Below are 17,132 nucleotides of genomic sequence, written 5' to 3' on the forward strand. Positions count from 1 at the left end.
ATATAATTACTAACGTAAGAAAAATATTCTAAAAGGAGGTCGAAGGAAATGATGAAATTACAATTAGATGCTTTAACTTTAGCGTTAACTGCACCTGTGTTTTTCGGACAATTAAATATGAATTCGACCACCCTAATGGAGAATTGAAAATCGCACTTTATTTCTATTAATTCATAAATTCGCCACAGGAGGTCGTATACTTTCCTGTGGCTTTTTCACGCCCAGCCATAGGAGAACGATATCTTCCTGTGGCTTTTTTGTGCGATTTTTTAGTCTCATACATTATTTTTTAAAGAAAGGAGCAACATTCGATGACTATTAGCGTATTGTTTTTAAGTATTACGATTCAAAGAAATACACTTTCCAAAGCTGAAATTCTTCATAATGAGCAAATTGCAAAAGCTATGAATGATGTTAAGGAGCGCCAAGTGCTTTATTGTGATCACCTGTAATTCCTTTTCGAAAGGAGGAATTCGTCTATGACTTTTCATATTTTCTTTTTTACGACAGCACTTCAGAAAAAAACGTTATCTGAAGCTGAAATATTTCGTAAACAACAATTAAAACAAACTATGGATAAAATAACGGACATTAAAAGTTCGTATTATACACAAATGTATTAAAAATATTTTTTAAAGGGGTAATATCCTAATGAAATTTAAAGCTTTCTTTTTAACGATTACCATTCAAAAACGCAAACTTTCAAAAGATGAAATTTCACGTGAACAACAAATTAAAAATATTATGGACGGAGTAAAAGAGCGTCAGTCCTCTTATTACAATCGTCTTTACTAAATAAATTATAAAGGGGCAATATCCTAATGAAATTTAAGGCTTTCTTTTTAACGATTATCATTCAAAAACGTAAACTTTCAAGAGATGAAATTTCTCGCGAACAACAAATTAAAAATATTATGGATGATGTGAAAGAGCGCCAGTCCTCTTATTACAATCGTCTTTACTAAATAAATTATAAAGGGGTAAAAATCCAATGAAATTCAGAGTATTATTTTTAACGATTACCATTCAAAAAAATAAACTGTCTGAGTCTGATATGCTTCATGACCAACAAATTGAACAGGCTATGGACAACGTAAAAGAACGACAAAGTCATTATTGTAGTCACCTGTAATTCCTATTCGAAAGGAGGAATTCATGTATGAAGTTTCACCTTTTCTTTTTAACCATTACGATTCAAAAAGAAACTATATCTGCAAATGAAGTACAACAAGAGGTACAGTATAAAAAGATTATAGATGAAATTCGTGATCGTAGAAGCAAGTACTACACTCACCTATAATTGTTTGAACTTACATTAGAAATGAAAGGAGTCGATTATGATGTTAATGACGCGGTGTAAAGAAATGATTTGGATAGTTCAGAGGGATTCCACGTAGTTTAACAGGAATAATTTATACAAGTGTTGCAGTTAATTTGATGTGTGAAAAATATATAATAATACGTATTTCATACACTCTAAAAAAACAAAAGATACACCACTATTAAGCGGTGTATCTTTCTCAACATATTCTATTTCCGTTTACTTCGTTTCGTCTTAAACAATCTCACTAAGTTCGAAACAACCGTTTTTGTTACCGCATAAGCTGGTACTGCTAAAATCATTCCGATAATTCCCGCGAAATTACCTACCCCTAAAATAAGGATGATAATTGTTAACGGATGGATATTTAATTTTGAACTCATAATACGCGGTGAAATGATGTTACTTTCAAACTGTTGTACGATTGTTACTATAATAATTACGTACAAAGCTTGCATCGGAGATACGAACAGACCTATAATGACAGCTGGTGCTGCTCCGATAAATGGACCTAAGTTCGGAATTATATTTGTAAATGCTGCGATAATCCCTAAAACGAAAGCATACGGTAAACCGATAATTAAATAACCAGTAAATGTAAAGGCACCTATAAATAAACAAACGAGCGCTTGCCCTTGAATATATGCAGATAATGTTTCGTTCGTTTCCTTTATGATACGAAGTCCTTCTTCACGGTAAGACTCTGGTAATACACTAACAGCTTTTCCTGGAAATGCATGTCCATCTTTAAACATATAAAATAAAATGAACGGTACTGTAAAAATAACTAACGCCACGTTCGTGATAATACCAAATAAAGCCGTTGCACTCGACGTAATTGTGTTTGGTATTTCCTTTAAGTATTCAATCGCATTTTTCTCAATTGTTTCAATGGAAACGTAGTTTTGTGTAGATAACCATTCAAATAACCTATGATGGGATAGATCTTGTATGTATACTTTCCCCTCTTTTATATAAGTCGGCATGTTTTTCACTAGATCCATTAGCTGTTGTGAGATGGTTGGAACAACTACTCCAATAGCAACTCCAGTTAATGTGATAATAAAAAGATACAGTAGTAAAATCGCTAAACCTCTAGGTACTTTTTTATTCTCCAAAAAGACTAACAATGGGTTAAATATGAAGTATAAAAATAACGCGATTAAAATTGGGAAAAATAATGTTGATATGAAGATACCAATCGGTTGAAATAGAAACGATATTTTTGTGCAAATAAATATAATTCCTACAACCATCAGCACTTCTAATGTCCAAAAGTGCACTTTCGATTTCAAAAAAACGTCCTCCTTTAAACTAGCACTTCTCTTCATTGTACCAAATTAAACTTAGATTTCACATAATATTTTCCTTTACAATATTCCAAAATCCCATTAAATACACTACAATGAGATTACAGACAAATTTGCAGGTAAAGGTGATAAATATGACACAATGCATCATTTGCAGAAAAGATACGAAAGAACTTAGTGAACAATATGTCATTCCAGAGATATTATGTGGATATTATTTCACAAACTCAATTTGTGATTCCTGTCATGAACATATGACAACAAATATTGACCGTCCTTTAATTAGACATAAATTAAGTCAATATAAGATTGAGCAAATGAAAAAACAAATCGACTCCCCTCTCTATACGAATGAACATGGTGAGGAGCTAGCAGCCGCTGAGACAGATGTAGTCGAAGTAAGTGATGAGATACTTTATTCTAATGCATTAATTATGAAACTATGTAAAAAGCACGATATTTCATTACATAATGAAATTTGGAAAGAAGAGCGCGTAACAAAAGTAGCTAGTTCTATTCAACGTGAATTGCTTTTAGATAACCGTAAATATAAGATGAGTGTATTAAAAATGGCCTATACTTTTGCTGTACAAACAATTGATGGCTACTTTGACGATCCAGATGCGATTGATATTTCTACCATTCTATTAAATGCCGATTTCATGGAATTAAAGGAAAAGAGTATCGTTCGTGACTTAAGCAAAAGCTCTTTATGGAATACATTAAATACAACGAGCGAAAACCATTACTTTATTTTACTTAGTGATAAAGACGGTCTGTTCTGCTTCATTCGCCTATTTGATATTTTTGATGTTGTTGTTCATTTATCAGAAAAAAAATACAATCTTCCATCACCAATTGTCGGCGTAAATAATGTAGACAAAAAAGGATTTTTTGTGGAAAGTTTAAAACAGTATATGGATGGGCTATTTAAAGAAACTACACGTTCTATTTAATCCACATAAGAACATACGGTCTCCTTTCTTCATGAAAAGACACTGTGTTATAATGAGTATGAAAAGAACAATACAATCACATAAAACAATTAAAAACTGTATATAAATAAAAAAGACTAGTGTGCGGCTACACACTAGTCCACGTAACTTAGCAGATTGGATTGTTCATTTATCCTATTTGTTTCGTACAAACACAACAACCCACATTCTATAGGCATAGGTGGGTTGTTATTTTTTGAGCTTGTCAATTAAGACGACAATAAACGTTAACAATGCAATGAGAAACAGTCCACCTTGCAGTAACAACGTAATTTCACTCACTTATTATCACCCCCCTCCTACTCGGAGAAGTGATAATTGAACAACCAACCTTACCATAAGTTACCTCTTAATTTTATCATATTTTTTAATTGTTTACGACGAAAACCCGCAAGCTATTAAGTTGCGAGTTTTTTTATTTTTCACTATTTTTACTCCTATTTCAATTTCTCCATAACCGCATCATAAAATTTCCGTTCATCGTCTACATTTAAGTGAATACGACTTACTGTTTTAGAAAATCCATATAACAACTGTGCTTTAATTGGCTCTTTTAACGTTATTTCAAAAGTTGCAGGTTCTTTTATAAATTCCATAACAGTTGCGTCAAGAACCTCTTTCTCTTCTTCTTTCGTTAAAGGTTCACCTTTATAAAACGCAATGTTATCAATTTGTGTATATGGTATAACGATTTTCTTTCCTAATCCAATTTGAATGATCACTTTTTCTTCCGCCACGATAATTGGATTTTTACGCATCGCTTGGATTTCAGCTAAAAAATAAAACATCGCATATATGTTCAAAATGAGTAAAATCCAAGCTATAACTGGATTCCATTGATGAAGTAAATAATGAAAACCGATACTTTCAATTAATGTTGCATGAATAATCATGATATAAACACCTATTGCACCGGTCTTCTTATGATATGAATATATGAATTCATTTTCTAGTACTTTTTCACGCCACGATAAAAAAGCATAATAGAGTAATTTACACTCTGTTAGAATGATATTTACTGTCTTACTTCGCTTCATATTAGCATCAAATGCTGCATCAATCGCATAAGAAAATGAAGAATACTCACTTCTATATTCTTTATATCGTTTTATTATTTTAGGAAGTACTCTTATAATTTTATATATCAGAAACAGTTCAAAACATACGAACACAATTTCTCCAGCAACTATTACATACGAAACAAATGAAAAAGCTTGTAAATAATCACTAGGAATTATAAATCTTGCGAACACATATCCAGCTATAACTACAGGAAACATATACGTTAACGAATATCTTTTCCTTATAATAAAGAAATATGTGATAACCGGAATTACAAACATAAAATCTAATAACGAACCAAGCACTACTTCTTTCGGGGCAGCTGGCACTATTGGAAGGGCATACAATAAATAGTTTGATAACATAATTAAAGATATGAGCCCAATCCAAATGCCTTTTCGCCTTCGTGAAATTGATGGATTCATTCCTTCTCTCCTCTATTCAAAAACCTCATTTAAATGATCTTTATAAAATGAAATGGCACGTTCAAATTCTTTTACTTCCTCTACTTTTACGACCATTTCAAGTAGTAATTTCATCGCGGATTCATGATCGTTTACGTTATATTTTGCTAATGATAAAAATACTTTCATCACGTCATTTTCCGGGAACTTCTTTATCCCTGCTTCTAATACAGTAATCGCTTTATCATATTCCCCTATACAACGATACGTACTGCCAAGACCGATATACGCACCGCGAAGTGATTCACCATCAAGTCCGTTCGCAATCGCCTGTTCATAATACGGAACCGCCTCCATTTCAAGACCCATGACATCATGTATCCAAGCGCATTGATATAGCACTTCTGCATCTCTCGTAAAATTTGTTAATCCTATAAGTATCTCTCTAGACTGCGCATATTTCTTTTCATTTCTAAGTTTAATAGCTTGCTTTAATAAATGTTCCATACAATCCACTCCTCACAAAATGTTCATTATGCATATATCATGTATTACACATTTACGAGCAGCTAATGGTCTATTCCATTGATTTGATTCAATTTAATACTTAGTGAGGGATACGTTCCCCCACTAAGTTAATATTAACTCCATTATATACTATGCGACTGCAGCTCTTTCTAAAAGCTTAAATTTCCATCGCAGTAATACGATTACATAAATGCTCTAACATATTGACAATTTCTTTTGCAGTTTCATCTTTCCCATTACATAACTTCACATTACCATCTTGTCCAATGACGTGATGCACGGCGCCGCGAGAATATAAAGAATGCGGTGAGTTCGCTACCATCACACTCGCTTTTGCACCTTCCATTCTTTTGCTTGCTCTTTCAATAAGTTCTGCTTCATTTACATCACTTTCCAGTTTAAAGCCGACGAGTATCGTTTCTGGATCCCAACTCTTTATTTGTTTTAATATTTTTGGCGCTTTTTGAAAATGAATAATTGGTGCGATATCACTTGAAATCTTTCCGTTCATATTAAGAACATTTCCATCTTGATCACAAATTTTTTCGACAACCCAATCTGAGCCAGCTGCAGCCATAATAACTGCATCTACTTTTTCATGTGTAATAATACTTTTCATCTTATCTTGTAAATCAATAATCCCCTCAAATGGGTGCAATTCTAATTGGTTATTTACAGCCATTGGCTTCTCAGCAAAGTAGCCATGCAAATATATTACATTTGCTCCTTTTGTCATTAGCTCTTCTGCAATGATTCTTCCAATCGTACCTTTTGCTAAATTTGTATGTCCGCGTACTTGATCCCATTTTTCTAGGCAACCGCCGCTCGTAATTAATACTTTTTTCCCCTTCATAATAACCATCCCTTACTGATTTTTCGCACGAAACCACTCTGTTCCAAAGTCAACTGCATCACGTTGCCTCATAAAGCGGCACGTTGCATTCCCTATCTTCCCACGCGTAACTGTTCCTTTACGCTCATATTCAACTCCGATTTCTACAAACGTGTCAGAATCGTAATCCATTTCAACGAATTCTTTCCATACTCTTACCCCTTCTTCTATAATAGGCGCTCCTACCTTTATTAACTCACGTGCACCTGTACGTACCTCAGATAAATGTATGGACGTATTGGAGTCATAACCGACACCAAGTAATAATATGTATCCATCTAAATCGTATATTTTTCGTAATGGCGATTCTTCACCAAAACTTATGGAAAGTGAATGATTCGCTGTAATTTCTTCTGCGTGTTTCCCCCATGCTGCAAAACTACTGAGCGGATGATTACTGCGCAATACATTCGGATATGTACGAAAACATTCAACTACTTCTCCCATTGCCCTTGTTGGTGTTATACGTGGGTCAAATGCTGGGACGTTATCCCGAATAATTTGCCACCAGTCTTCTGGTACAGGTGGTCTTGACCAATGTTTTGGATCGGATAAGTCTGAAGATTGGGTTGGCATAATGATTGTTCCCTCTTCCGTAATGACTTTCATTAACGCCTCTACTACTGCAACTGCTCCGCCAGATACCCAACCAATCGAACTTAATGATGAATGAACAATAACTGTCATTCCCTTTTCTATTCCTAATTCTTTTAAATCATTTGTAATTGTTTCGATTGTATTTGGAAATTGTGTATTCGCCACTATTTCATTCATTTTCACGATTGTTCCCCCATTTTACTTTAAACTAATACATACATATATTATCATATTTTTCTTAATTTTTAACATAATCATTTTCAAACAAAGCATAAAAATAGCTGTTCCAATTCTTTCTCTGCCAACAGTTCCTTTTTCCTTGCAAACCTATTACCTATACCCTTCATTTTTAAATTTGTCTTAATGTTTAATCCTTTGTGAAATTTCATACGCCGTATGTAAATTTATTTATTTTTACATTCAAATTATATAAAAACAATGGTAAGATTACTTCGATTTATCTTACTACTTTAAGGAGGTATTTTTATGAAAAAAATTGTCGGGTTGTCTCTAGCTTTTGTTTCTGTCATATCTATTACCATTCCTTCTTCGACATTTGCAGCAAATCATTATGACACATTCGGAGGGAAGTTAACGGGTGGTGTAGGAAATTGGGGGAAGTCCACACAATATTATTGGATTGATAGTTCAGCTTCTGGAGAATCCTCTAGAATTAATAGTTCTATGAGCGCTTGGGTTCATACAGGTAAAATTGTATCGACGCCTCTTTCTTTTAGAAATACTTCAAACAAGCCTTCTAGTGTAATAGATATTTACAAAGGCAATTATTATCCACGTTCAAGTGGTATTCTTGGTGAAACAAAATTTTATAGAAGCGGTAGTCAAATTGATCCGTCTTCTAACTATTCTTGGGAAAAAATTCAACTCAATTCATCGTCATTCGATTCTCTAAATACTTATCATAAGTCAGGAACCATTGCTCATGAAATGGGACATGCATTTGGCCTTGCTCATAACAATTATGAAGGTGACTCTATTATGTGTCAGTTTGGCTCAGGTAGAACTGTAAATACACCAGATTCAGGTTCACTTTACGGAATTAACTCATTGTATTAATTAGTATTCTATATTAGGAATGGAGTGAATTATATGAAAAAGAAATTTATTGCGAGTGGACTTATATGTATCATATTAACTTCAAGTGTTGCATTTTATATTTATAGTGATTCACAAGAAGTAGAAATGAAGCAAAGCTCTCCCGTATCTTTGCTAAAAGTATCATCAAAAAAATCTGTTTTCAAAACAAACGATATTACACAAGTAATTCATAAGGCCGACTTTGAAAAAACATATAATGATGTAAAAGAATTAGCTTTAAATGCTGATATTATAGTAGAGGGGACAATTATTGAATCTCAGTATTTTGATTTTAATACAAATACATTTACGCGTTCAAAAATTCAAGTTTCAAAAAGCTTTAACAATGCAGTGAACCCCGGTGATATAATTCAATTTATTGAAATTGGTGGTGTCACAACAAAAGGTAAATTACAAGAGTATGATCCAGAAAAAATTAAAATACAAAAAAATGAATTAAACGAACCGATTGAAGTTTTACTAGATGGTGCTCCAACTTCTAAAAAGAATGAAAATGTTCTTCTATTTGCCAAAGAAGATATGGAGGATTTTTTCAAACTTAAAGAAAAAGTGTTCATTTCTTTAAATTCTTATCAAGGTAAATTTACAATTGATGAGAATAACAAAGTAAAACGGTATACTGAAAAGTATGATCACAAACTAAACAAACCGGCTTCTCATTCTACTAATAAATATAATTCAGGCGAAGCAAATTTATTAAATGATACTTCCTTAGAAACTACATTACCTGATATGGAAAATCAAATTACTAGTAGTTTGAAAAATAATTAAGAGAATAATAGTGTTTTCATGAGATATGTAAAAGTAAAAAAGAAGCCGTCCAAAAAGTATTCTGGGACGGCTTTCTTTTAGTAATAGGTTTTGTCATATTTTGTCGTTAAGTCGATATAATGTGAATTGTGTTCGATATAATTTTATTTACTATCGTTATCTTAACAAAAAGATTAAACTTTTGGGACAGCCCCTTTTTACGCTACGCTGTTATTTTTTCTTCTTTTTTCACAACTACAGCTACATAACTATGCAATATCATTCCGACAATAACGAGGCTCATTCCAATCCACGATAAAGAAGACGGGATTGGAGCAGATAACCAGATAAGCTCTCCTACTAATGCAAATAAAACTTCACCAGACTGTGTCGCTTCGACTGTTGCTAATTTTTGCGGATCATCTTTTACAAGATCTGTCGCATAGAAGAATAATACTGTCGCAATTAAACCTGAACTAATCGCAACGATAAAACATTGAAAAACTTGACTACTTGACGGTAAACCGCTTGTAGATACTTCGTAACCAGAAAGTAAAAACCAAAATGGTAAACTTGCTAATGTCATACCGAGAACTCGTTGGAAGACATCTAATTCGCCCTTACATACTTGCATCATTTTTCTATTTCCAAGTGGATACGCAAACGCAGCAATGAGTACCGGAACTACACATAAAATGGTTTCACGAATTCCTAAAGAAGAAGCGTGTTCTACTTGCATAAGAACAACACCGAATAAAATAATGCCTGACATTACTAATTCCTTCATCGGAAGCTTCTTATGTAATGGGTCTACAGCGAAAAATGGTGTTAATAAAATTCCTGCAACTATCGTAATTTGCCAAGTTGAAGCAACGAGCCACCCCGGTCCAAACGCACCCGCGAAACTAAGCGGTGCATAAAAGAGACCAAATCCAACAATACTCCATAACAACCATTCTTTCGGATTGTTTTTCATATATTGAAAGAGTTGTTTTAAGTTCCCTCTATACATAACAATAAGTAATAGCATTGGAACCATAAAGTAATACCGTAGTGATGCACTCCAAATCCAACTTCCGCCTTCTAAGTCCATCGACCGGTTTAACACAAAGGTAAAGGCAAAGAAAAACGATGCCACTATCCCTACTGCAATAGCTTTCATTATAAAACCCCTTGTTTAGTTTCTTGTTATACTATACAACAAAATGAATATAATTAAAATTCGGAATACTTATTATATATGTATTCTTTAAAGAAACAACACCATATATTCGTCATCACTATATACACCATTCATTTTTAAAGCTCTCTTTTCAATTCCATAAGTTTTAAAGCCCATTGATCCGTATAATTTTTTTGCTGGTTCGTTTGTGGATACAACCCCTAAGTTCAATTGCTCTAGTTCTATTTCTCTCGCTCTTTGAATTGCATTTGCAATTAACTCACGTGCCAGTCCGTTACGTCTATTTTGTTCATCTACATACATCGCAACGATATGACCTTTATGCTTATACGCCTCTTTCTCTTCTGTTAGTAAAGTGACAACTCCAATTAATTGATTTTCTTCATTAAAAGCACCAAATGTACAGCTAGTATTAGATGTTAAATTACTTGCAACTCGCTCAAGAGGATTTTCTTGCCGCACCGCTTCTTCATAAGTTGTTACAAATGCCTCTGGATTTACTTGTAAGGCTTGTAAACGTAAGTCCCAATATTGCTCCGCATCTTCTTTAGTAAGTAATCGAATCATTTTCCCCATCCCCTTTAAGTTTACATAATATTTTTATAGACTATTGAATAAAGATTGATATTCTTCTTTTAACATACTATAACGATAGCGATGAATGAACTTACCTTGACGTAATCGATCATTTCTCATTAGTCCTTCACAAACAAATCCAGCTTTTTCATAACTCTTTCTAGCTTTTAAATTATCTTCGTCTACTCGTAGCCAAACTTTTTCTAATTGGAATTCAGAAAAGCCGATTTGTAACATACTGTATAGAGCTGCCATTCCATATCCTTTACCCCAATATTCTTTATTTCCAATTGCAATCCCTAATTCGGCATTTTTATTTGTATTATCAAAGTTTTTTAGGTCTACCCATCCAATGTGTATACCTTCCTTTGTAACGATAGCTCGTTGTTCATAACCATTCTTTCGACTTATGCATGCTTCAATCCACCTTCTCGTATCTTCACGAGTGAACGGTGGATATTGATTTGGTACAACTAAATGCTTTGTTACTTCTGTATCTAATGACCATTGATATCGATCTTCTACATTGTCTAGTGTCAATTCTCTTAATTGAACGAATGGTATATTCACTTTGCTATCCCCTTCTCATTTCCCTATAGAAAATCCTTCGAACACTCTTCCTCCATACTGATCTAGCGTTTTTTCTACAAAAGTAATTAATTCATTTTTCTCCTCTGTTTTATAAAAATGATCAAAAGCCGCTACAAAATGTTCTGCATATTGTTCGTCATACCTTCTTAACACTCTAATAAACCATTTTGAATTTCCAAGCCATTGACCATTTGCCCTTAAAACATATTCATGTACTAAATCAGCTAATAAATTGGCGATGAACAATTCTTCTTCTCTCTTTGTTGCACCAATGAAATCATCCAAAGTATCCGTAATAAAATAGCGTTTCTGTTTCATCGTTTCTTCTGACCATTTCTCTGGTCCTTTATTTAATAATTCATTCGCTTCTCTTTTGAGTATCTCTACAATTTCATCTTTACCTTTTAACACAATACCTTCTGAAACTAATTGAGGTAATGAAGGTCGTCCGCGCTCACAATCACTTTTGAAAAAGGTTTTATACGTTTCAAAATTATGTACGAATACTTCAACAGGCCAACCATTACTATAGAAAGATTCTCTATAACAAGATGACAAACTTTGGTCAAATATTACAATATCAAGGTCAGATGTTTTCGTAGCCTCTCCTCTAGCAACACTTCCCCCTAGTAAAGCAACATCACAATTCGAAAATTGTGATGTAATAATACTTCGTGCCGCTTCAATTGGTTTCATAGCCTTTCTCCTTCTCTTATTTTACTTTCTTCTTTTCAGCTCTTTCTCGTGTCTTTTTAATATAGGATTCTGCATCTGGTGTTTTGCATGACGTTTCACCGTGATCAACTTCTACTTTTCCGATTTCACGTGAAATTTCAATTGCTTGTCGTTCCAAACTTTCATTTCGAACCCCTACCGCAATTAAAGCTCTATTCATCGCTTCTCTTTTACGATTTTGTTCATTATGTATATGAACTTTAATCTCTTCTAAATACGGTAAGAAAAAATCATCGTCTAACGTTTTATTTTTTATTGCGATATTCGCTAATAATGACCAACCAGCTCTTCCAATCCATTCATCATCAGACTTCGTCCATTCTTCCATTCTTTCTATCGCGATTGGCGACGTACATATAGCTGTCATAAGAACGTCCATTAAACAATAATAATCAACATCTTGAACCCATCTATTTAGCTGTTCTGACGTTAGTTTCTTCGGATCTAAAACCATCGTTGCTAAAGTCATTGCGTCCATATTTTTTGTTTCCCATAATGAGATTGCTAAATCATGATCTTTTTTTATCTTCTTTTTCAACAATTTTAAATTTGCAAAACTAACTCCAAATAACGGCTCTTTCGCCCCATGATTTTTAAAGGTTTTACGATTTTGTTCTGTTCCATATTCTTCTAGTTGCTGCATTACTTCTTCAAGTAACATATGTCCACCTCTTTTATGTTTTATGTTGACTTCATATATGTATGTACGATATATTCTACATTACTTTTTGGTTTTCCTATATTTATTTTTAAAATACGGTATGTGAAATTTTAAAACTGGCCTCAAAAAATCTTTTCATCTTTTTAGCGCATAACCATTTCCCTTCCTAAGCAATGCAGTATAGGTTGGCCCAATGGATACAATAACAATCTATTAATAAGAATGGCCTTTCTAAAGGAATGTTTAAAACTTATAAAAGCCACTTTCCTTAAATGAAGAGAAAAGGGCTTTTATAATTTAAAGTTACTTACTTCTATTTTTCATTTTTATGCTGTAAATTTTACTAATCCGCAATTACTCATTTTCTTTTTTCTCTTTTCTTTCTTCGGAAGGTTCTTCAGTTGGATCTGGCTCCTGTTCATCCTTTTTATTTAACTCATTATTTTTTTCTTTAGAAGGATCTTGCTGTTTATTCTCATCCTGTTTTCTTTGCTCAGAAGGTTCCTCCGTTGGATCAGGTTCCTGTTCATCCTTTTGAGCTGTATTACACCCAAATAGCAGTCCTACTGTAAATATGCTTGTCATACATATAGAAAGTATTTTTTTATACTTCAATTAAAGCCCCTCCTAAAATTAATATCCCTTGTAGTGTTCCTATTAAAGATTAAGATTATCCATTTTTTTATCCCATTTATTCAAAACGCAATTATTATAAAATCTTGCATACTTTTGGACAAACTTTTTTGCGCTTGTAAAAAAGTTTTTTTGCATTTCCCCCTCTAAAATTGCTAATATAGTAGAGTAGAACTTTTATAGAGAGTAGGAAAATTATGCACAATGGAATTCGGATGACAACTTTAGTGAAAAGGGCTCTGTTGATTTGCGCTGGGGTATTATTTACATACGAAGCTGCTTACGGATCAACACATATCGCTCTAGCAAGTACAGAGGATGAAGCTAAATCTGTTCAACTTGTAAGTGAAATTCAAACGTCACTTGCTCCGAAAGAAGCTCCAAAGCACTATAACGGGCAAGTTAGAAAAGTCGCTTACTTAACATTTGACGATGGTCCTGGAAAATACACAGCTGAGCTTTTAGATATGTTAAAGAGTGAAAATGCAAAAGCAACATTCTTCCTAATTGGTTCAAACGTAAAAGCTTTCCCTGATCTTGTAAAACGTGAAGATGCTGAAGGCCACTATGTTGGGATGCACAGTATGACTCATAACTACAAGAAGCTTTACACAGAAGGTCATTACGTTGATGAAATGAAAGAAGACCAAGGCTTAATCGCTGGCGTTCTAGGCAAATCACCAGTATTAACTCGCCCATCTTACGGCTCAATGCCAGGATTAAATGAAGCCCTTCGCAACAAAGTTGTTGAGAATGGTTTAAAAGTATGGGATTGGACAATTGATTCATTAGACTGGAAATACAACAAAATGCCAGTTGATGCTGCATCTGCTAAAATCGTAGAAAACGTTCTAGCTGGTGCTACAAACCCAACAGAAGTTATTCTTATGCACGATATTCATCCACAATCAGTTAAAGCAGTACCTGGAATTATTAAAGGGCTGAAAGAAAGAGGATATGAATTAGAAAGCTATCATGAGAACGAACACTTCCCATTAAACTTCTGGCATGATAATCGTATGTAATAAAATAAAAAGACTTGATTCCCTCTTGCAGGTTATCAAGTCTTTTTTTATCGTTTTGGGAATTTCTTTTGCTGCTCTTCAATAGAACGAATAATATTCTCTCTATCATCTTGAGTGATACTGATAGAAAATTCGTACTCATCTTCCTTACACCATGAAGGATTAAGTTCCAGCGATAAGCGAATAACAAGGTGAAACTCCCCTTCTTTTTCTCCCATAAATTCAAACGCTAAATTTGGCTCGATGAAATCTAGTTCGTTATATGTAGGGTTTGGTAATGCTTGAAACCATTTTATCATGTACTGTAAATCGGATGTTTGTAAAAAAGGATCCATCGTTTCAAAAACTTTATTTTCTTCTGACAGTCTCGCTTTTACTCTTAACCAATTTCTATCACACTCGTCTTTTGCATCTTTATATTGGTAATTTACAACCTCTAAATGTAATGATATTTTTTCATTTTTAAAATTCATGAATATCCCCCTTCTATCTCTGGATCTTTTGTTTTATAAATTTTTATTAATCCCGATCCTTAAAATCATTACCCTTTATACATAAAATAAATTTGATTTGCAATATAATCTGAACTAAAGTGAAGTCCATTCCTTATCCACCACATGATAATACCTACCAAAGAGGCTGTTTTAATATCAACCGCAACATAGTCATCTGGCAAATTCTTTTTCGTATTCTCTCTTCTCGTTTCTATTAACTCTTTTAAAAATAAAAATAATTGCTCCTCAAATTGATTCATTTTAAATAATATAAATAAATAATTTCGGTGGATATATATATAATCAAGTAATTGTGTTAGCTTTTGTTTTTCTGATAAATCTTTTGCATGCATTAAATCAACAATTTTATTAGAAAGCTCATTTAAAATCTCATTCGTGATTTGGTCTATTAAATCTTGAATATCTTGATAATGTAAGTAAAATGTTGTTCGATTTAATCCTGCTTTAGTTGCGACTTTCTGAATCGTTAAACTTGAAATACTAGAATTCTCACATAAGAGTGAAATAACAGCATTTTTAAACATTTCTCTTGAACGTACTGTACGAGGATCTTCTTTTTTAGGTGTAGACATTTTTAAACCCCTTTATAGATTTTCTTTAACTTTATCGACATCATATACCATCTATGTCGAGTAGTGAACATTTTCAAAAAAACTGTTCATGGTCAAAGAAAATATATTTTGTTACCATTAATTTTATCGACACATTGTCGATAAATCAAGAAAACAACGAAGGAGTTTACCAATGCAAAAGGAAATATCAGAAAGAAATAAAAAAATTATATTAGTTGTGCTCATTGCCGGCTGTTTTTTATCAACATTAAATCAGACGCTATTAAATGTGGCGATGAGTAATTTGATGGAAGTATTTGATGTTTCGGCTGCAACAGTGCAATGGCTATCGACAGGCTTTATGCTCATAAATGGTGTTCTAGTGCCAATTACAGCATTTTTAATGAAACGATTTACTACAAGGCAGCTATTTATTAGCTCGATGCTCTCTTTGTTTATCGGGACTGTTCTTTGTGCATGTGCCATGAATTTTGGCATTTTGTTAACAGGAAGAATGATTCAAGCAGTTGGCGCAGGAATTATTATGCCACTAATGATGACAGTTATTTTATATTTATACCCTAGTGAAAAGCGTGGAAGCATTATGGGAACCATTGGTTTTGCCATAATTTTTGCGCCAGCCATCGCTCCAACGCTATCTGGCTTTATTATTGAATATGTATCATGGAGATGGTTATTTATTGGATTAGCTCCATTTGTATTAATCGTTATTATTCTCGCGCTAAAATATTTAATGAATGTTGCTGAGACAACAAAAGCAAAATTGGACATCGTAAGTGTCATTTTATCAACGATTGGCTTTGGTTGTATTATATTCGGGTTCAGTAGTGCAGGAAGCAAAGGATGGGATCATCCAGTTGTTATTACTACAATTATCATCGGAATAATTGTTACAACGCTATTCTGTTTACGTCAAATAAAGTCTAGCGATCCACTATTAAATTTATCCGTATTTAAATATAAAATTTTCACTCTTACATCAGTCATTAACGTACTCATTACGATGATTATGTATGCTGATTTAATTCTTTTACCGATTTACTTGCAAAGTGGACGAGGTTTCACTGCTTTTGAATCCGGTTTACTTCTATTACCTGGCGCTATAATTAATGCCTTCTTATCACCTATCACAGGTAAAATGTTTGATAAATACGGGGCAAAACCACTCTTTATTACAGGTTTAATATGTATCATTATATCAATGTGGGGTGTAATTGACTTGACCGAATCCACCACTTATATGTATTTAATGGTTCGTACTATTATTCTACGCATTGGACTAAGTTTCATTTCGATGCCTTTAAATACAGCAGGTTTAAACGCTTTACCAAGAGAACTGGGTTCACATGGTTCCGCAGTGAATAATACCGTACGTCAATTAGCTGGTGCTATTGGAACAGCAGTTATTATCACGGTATACACAATTCAATCAACTTCACATGCTTCGCAGTTATCTAGTGAAAATGGAAACATTTCAGTTATGCAAGTAAAGAAATTATCTTCTATCTTCAGCTCAAGTGATGCCTACGCATTTATGTTAGTCTTATCTTTTGTAGCTTTGATTATTGCATGTTTCATGCCTAAAAAAGTAGCACTCCAAAAATCCGAAAGTAAATCTTAAAACAAAAAATCCTACCCGTATTCCATACGAGTAGGATTTTTT

At 33.4% G+C, this 17,132-nt stretch carries 25 protein-coding genes; 11 read left to right on the top strand and 14 right to left on the bottom strand.

Annotation, left to right across the window (positions count from 1 at the left end; translation table 11 throughout):
- The first annotated feature begins 311 nt into the window (after window positions 1-311).
- Genes MHB76_RS13890 through MHB76_RS13915 form a run of 6 tightly spaced genes read left to right on the top strand, consistent with a single transcriptional unit; the run spans window position 312 to window position 1,300 of the window.
- Window positions 312-452 (top strand): YrzI family small protein, encoded by a 141-nt coding sequence (locus MHB76_RS13890; RefSeq protein ID WP_002110421.1) that lies wholly within the window; start codon window positions 312-314, stop codon window positions 450-452.
- A 27-nt stretch (window positions 453-479) separates the two neighbouring features.
- Complete coding sequence (locus MHB76_RS13895) at window positions 480-623, top strand: YrzI family small protein (protein WP_000142704.1); 144 nt, start codon at window positions 480-482, stop codon at window positions 621-623.
- Window positions 624-651: 28 nt separating this feature from the next.
- Window positions 652-795 (top strand): YrzI family small protein, encoded by a 144-nt coding sequence (locus MHB76_RS13900; RefSeq protein WP_016100548.1) that lies wholly within the window; start codon window positions 652-654, stop codon window positions 793-795.
- 26 nt (window positions 796-821) lie between these two features.
- Window positions 822-965, top strand: a complete 144-nt coding sequence (locus tag MHB76_RS13905) for a YrzI family small protein (RefSeq protein ID WP_002161433.1) — start codon at window positions 822-824, stop codon at window positions 963-965.
- A gap of 26 nt (window positions 966-991) precedes the next feature.
- The gene (locus MHB76_RS13910) at window positions 992-1,132 is read left to right on the top strand and encodes a YrzI family small protein (RefSeq protein ID WP_078174316.1); all 141 of its coding nucleotides are present in this window, start codon (window positions 992-994) and stop codon (window positions 1,130-1,132) included.
- A 27-nt stretch (window positions 1,133-1,159) separates the two neighbouring features.
- Entirely contained in the window at window positions 1,160-1,300 is a 141-nt protein-coding gene (locus MHB76_RS13915; RefSeq protein WP_002110425.1) for a YrzI family small protein, read from the top strand.
- A gap of 230 nt (window positions 1,301-1,530) precedes the next feature.
- Here MHB76_RS13915 and MHB76_RS13920 read toward each other — a convergent pair whose 3' ends face one another.
- Window positions 1,531-2,616, bottom strand: coding sequence for an AI-2E family transporter (locus MHB76_RS13920; protein ID WP_078174315.1), 1,086 nt, complete (start codon window positions 2,614-2,616; stop codon window positions 1,531-1,533).
- 149 nt (window positions 2,617-2,765) lie between these two features.
- Here MHB76_RS13920 and MHB76_RS13925 point away from each other — a divergent pair, with 149 nt between their 5' ends.
- Window positions 2,766-3,587 (top strand): HNH endonuclease, encoded by an 822-nt coding sequence (locus MHB76_RS13925; RefSeq protein ID WP_078174314.1) that lies wholly within the window; start codon window positions 2,766-2,768, stop codon window positions 3,585-3,587.
- A gap of 228 nt (window positions 3,588-3,815) precedes the next feature.
- On the opposite strand, the gene MHB76_RS13930 is transcribed toward MHB76_RS13925, so the two are convergent.
- From MHB76_RS13930 to MHB76_RS13950, 5 genes are all read right to left on the bottom strand, one after another.
- On the bottom strand, window positions 3,816-3,908 hold the full coding sequence (locus tag MHB76_RS13930; RefSeq protein ID WP_087945754.1) for a putative holin-like toxin: 93 nt from the start codon (window positions 3,906-3,908) through the stop codon (window positions 3,816-3,818).
- Window positions 3,909-4,063: 155 nt separating this feature from the next.
- On the bottom strand, window positions 4,064-5,113 hold the full coding sequence (locus MHB76_RS13935; protein ID WP_078174313.1) for a hypothetical protein: 1,050 nt from the start codon (window positions 5,111-5,113) through the stop codon (window positions 4,064-4,066).
- A gap of 12 nt (window positions 5,114-5,125) precedes the next feature.
- Entirely contained in the window at window positions 5,126-5,599 is a 474-nt protein-coding gene (locus tag MHB76_RS13940; RefSeq protein WP_002110429.1) for a tetratricopeptide repeat protein, read from the bottom strand.
- Between the two features lie 178 nt (window positions 5,600-5,777).
- The gene (locus MHB76_RS13945) at window positions 5,778-6,473 is read right to left on the bottom strand and encodes a phosphopantothenoylcysteine decarboxylase domain-containing protein (RefSeq protein ID WP_078174312.1); all 696 of its coding nucleotides are present in this window, start codon (window positions 6,471-6,473) and stop codon (window positions 5,778-5,780) included.
- Window positions 6,474-6,485: 12 nt separating this feature from the next.
- Window positions 6,486-7,286: an aminoglycoside N(3)-acetyltransferase gene (locus tag MHB76_RS13950; protein WP_139358330.1), complete on the bottom strand. Its 801-nt coding sequence runs from the start codon at window positions 7,284-7,286 to the stop codon at window positions 6,486-6,488.
- Window positions 7,287-7,595: 309 nt separating this feature from the next.
- Between MHB76_RS13950 and MHB76_RS13955 the strand changes: the two genes are divergently transcribed.
- Both MHB76_RS13955 and MHB76_RS13960 read left to right on the top strand, forming a co-directional pair.
- Complete coding sequence (locus tag MHB76_RS13955) at window positions 7,596-8,186, top strand: M57 family metalloprotease (protein WP_078174310.1); 591 nt, start codon at window positions 7,596-7,598, stop codon at window positions 8,184-8,186.
- A 33-nt stretch (window positions 8,187-8,219) separates the two neighbouring features.
- Entirely contained in the window at window positions 8,220-8,999 is a 780-nt protein-coding gene (locus tag MHB76_RS13960) for a hypothetical protein (protein WP_016105155.1), read from the top strand.
- Window positions 9,000-9,201: 202 nt separating this feature from the next.
- Here MHB76_RS13960 and MHB76_RS13965 read toward each other — a convergent pair whose 3' ends face one another.
- The 6 genes from MHB76_RS13965 to MHB76_RS13990 form a co-directional block, all read right to left on the bottom strand.
- On the bottom strand, window positions 9,202-10,140 hold the full coding sequence (locus MHB76_RS13965; RefSeq protein WP_078174309.1) for a DMT family transporter: 939 nt from the start codon (window positions 10,138-10,140) through the stop codon (window positions 9,202-9,204).
- Between the two features lie 87 nt (window positions 10,141-10,227).
- Window positions 10,228-10,728 carry a GNAT family N-acetyltransferase gene (locus MHB76_RS13970; RefSeq protein ID WP_078174308.1) on the bottom strand — a complete coding sequence of 167 codons (501 nt, stop codon included), beginning with the start codon at window positions 10,726-10,728 and terminating at the stop codon, window positions 10,228-10,230.
- Window positions 10,729-10,761: 33 nt separating this feature from the next.
- Window positions 10,762-11,307 (bottom strand): GNAT family N-acetyltransferase, encoded by a 546-nt coding sequence (locus tag MHB76_RS13975; RefSeq protein ID WP_002161421.1) that lies wholly within the window; start codon window positions 11,305-11,307, stop codon window positions 10,762-10,764.
- A 15-nt stretch (window positions 11,308-11,322) separates the two neighbouring features.
- A complete protein-coding gene (locus MHB76_RS13980; protein ID WP_078174307.1) occupies window positions 11,323-12,024 on the bottom strand; it encodes a nucleotidyltransferase domain-containing protein in 702 nt (233 codons plus the stop codon).
- 16 nt (window positions 12,025-12,040) lie between these two features.
- A complete protein-coding gene (locus MHB76_RS13985) occupies window positions 12,041-12,724 on the bottom strand; it encodes a DNA alkylation repair protein (RefSeq protein WP_078174306.1) in 684 nt (227 codons plus the stop codon).
- Between the two features lie 354 nt (window positions 12,725-13,078).
- A complete protein-coding gene (locus tag MHB76_RS13990; protein ID WP_002161418.1) occupies window positions 13,079-13,339 on the bottom strand; it encodes a hypothetical protein in 261 nt (86 codons plus the stop codon).
- A 215-nt stretch (window positions 13,340-13,554) separates the two neighbouring features.
- On the opposite strand from MHB76_RS13990, the gene MHB76_RS13995 reads away from it, so the two are divergent.
- On the top strand, window positions 13,555-14,382 hold the full coding sequence (locus MHB76_RS13995) for a peptidoglycan-N-acetylglucosamine deacetylase (protein WP_078174305.1): 828 nt from the start codon (window positions 13,555-13,557) through the stop codon (window positions 14,380-14,382).
- Between the two features lie 47 nt (window positions 14,383-14,429).
- Here the strand turns inward: MHB76_RS13995 and MHB76_RS14000 are convergent, their stop codons facing one another.
- Window positions 14,430-14,855, bottom strand: a complete 426-nt coding sequence (locus MHB76_RS14000) for a WapI family immunity protein (protein ID WP_078174304.1) — start codon at window positions 14,853-14,855, stop codon at window positions 14,430-14,432.
- Window positions 14,856-14,923: 68 nt separating this feature from the next.
- Entirely contained in the window at window positions 14,924-15,469 is a 546-nt protein-coding gene (locus tag MHB76_RS14005; RefSeq protein ID WP_078174303.1) for a TetR/AcrR family transcriptional regulator, read from the bottom strand.
- Between the two features lie 172 nt (window positions 15,470-15,641).
- On the opposite strand from MHB76_RS14005, the gene MHB76_RS14010 reads away from it, so the two are divergent.
- The gene (locus MHB76_RS14010) at window positions 15,642-17,090 is read left to right on the top strand and encodes a DHA2 family efflux MFS transporter permease subunit (protein ID WP_199709114.1); all 1,449 of its coding nucleotides are present in this window, start codon (window positions 15,642-15,644) and stop codon (window positions 17,088-17,090) included.
- The last annotated feature ends 42 nt before the right edge of the window (window positions 17,091-17,132 follow it).

Source organism: Bacillus sp. FSL M7-1345, from assembly GCF_038006985.1.
In the GTDB taxonomy this organism is placed as follows: domain Bacteria; phylum Bacillota; class Bacilli; order Bacillales; family Bacillaceae_G; genus Bacillus_A; species Bacillus_A cereus_U.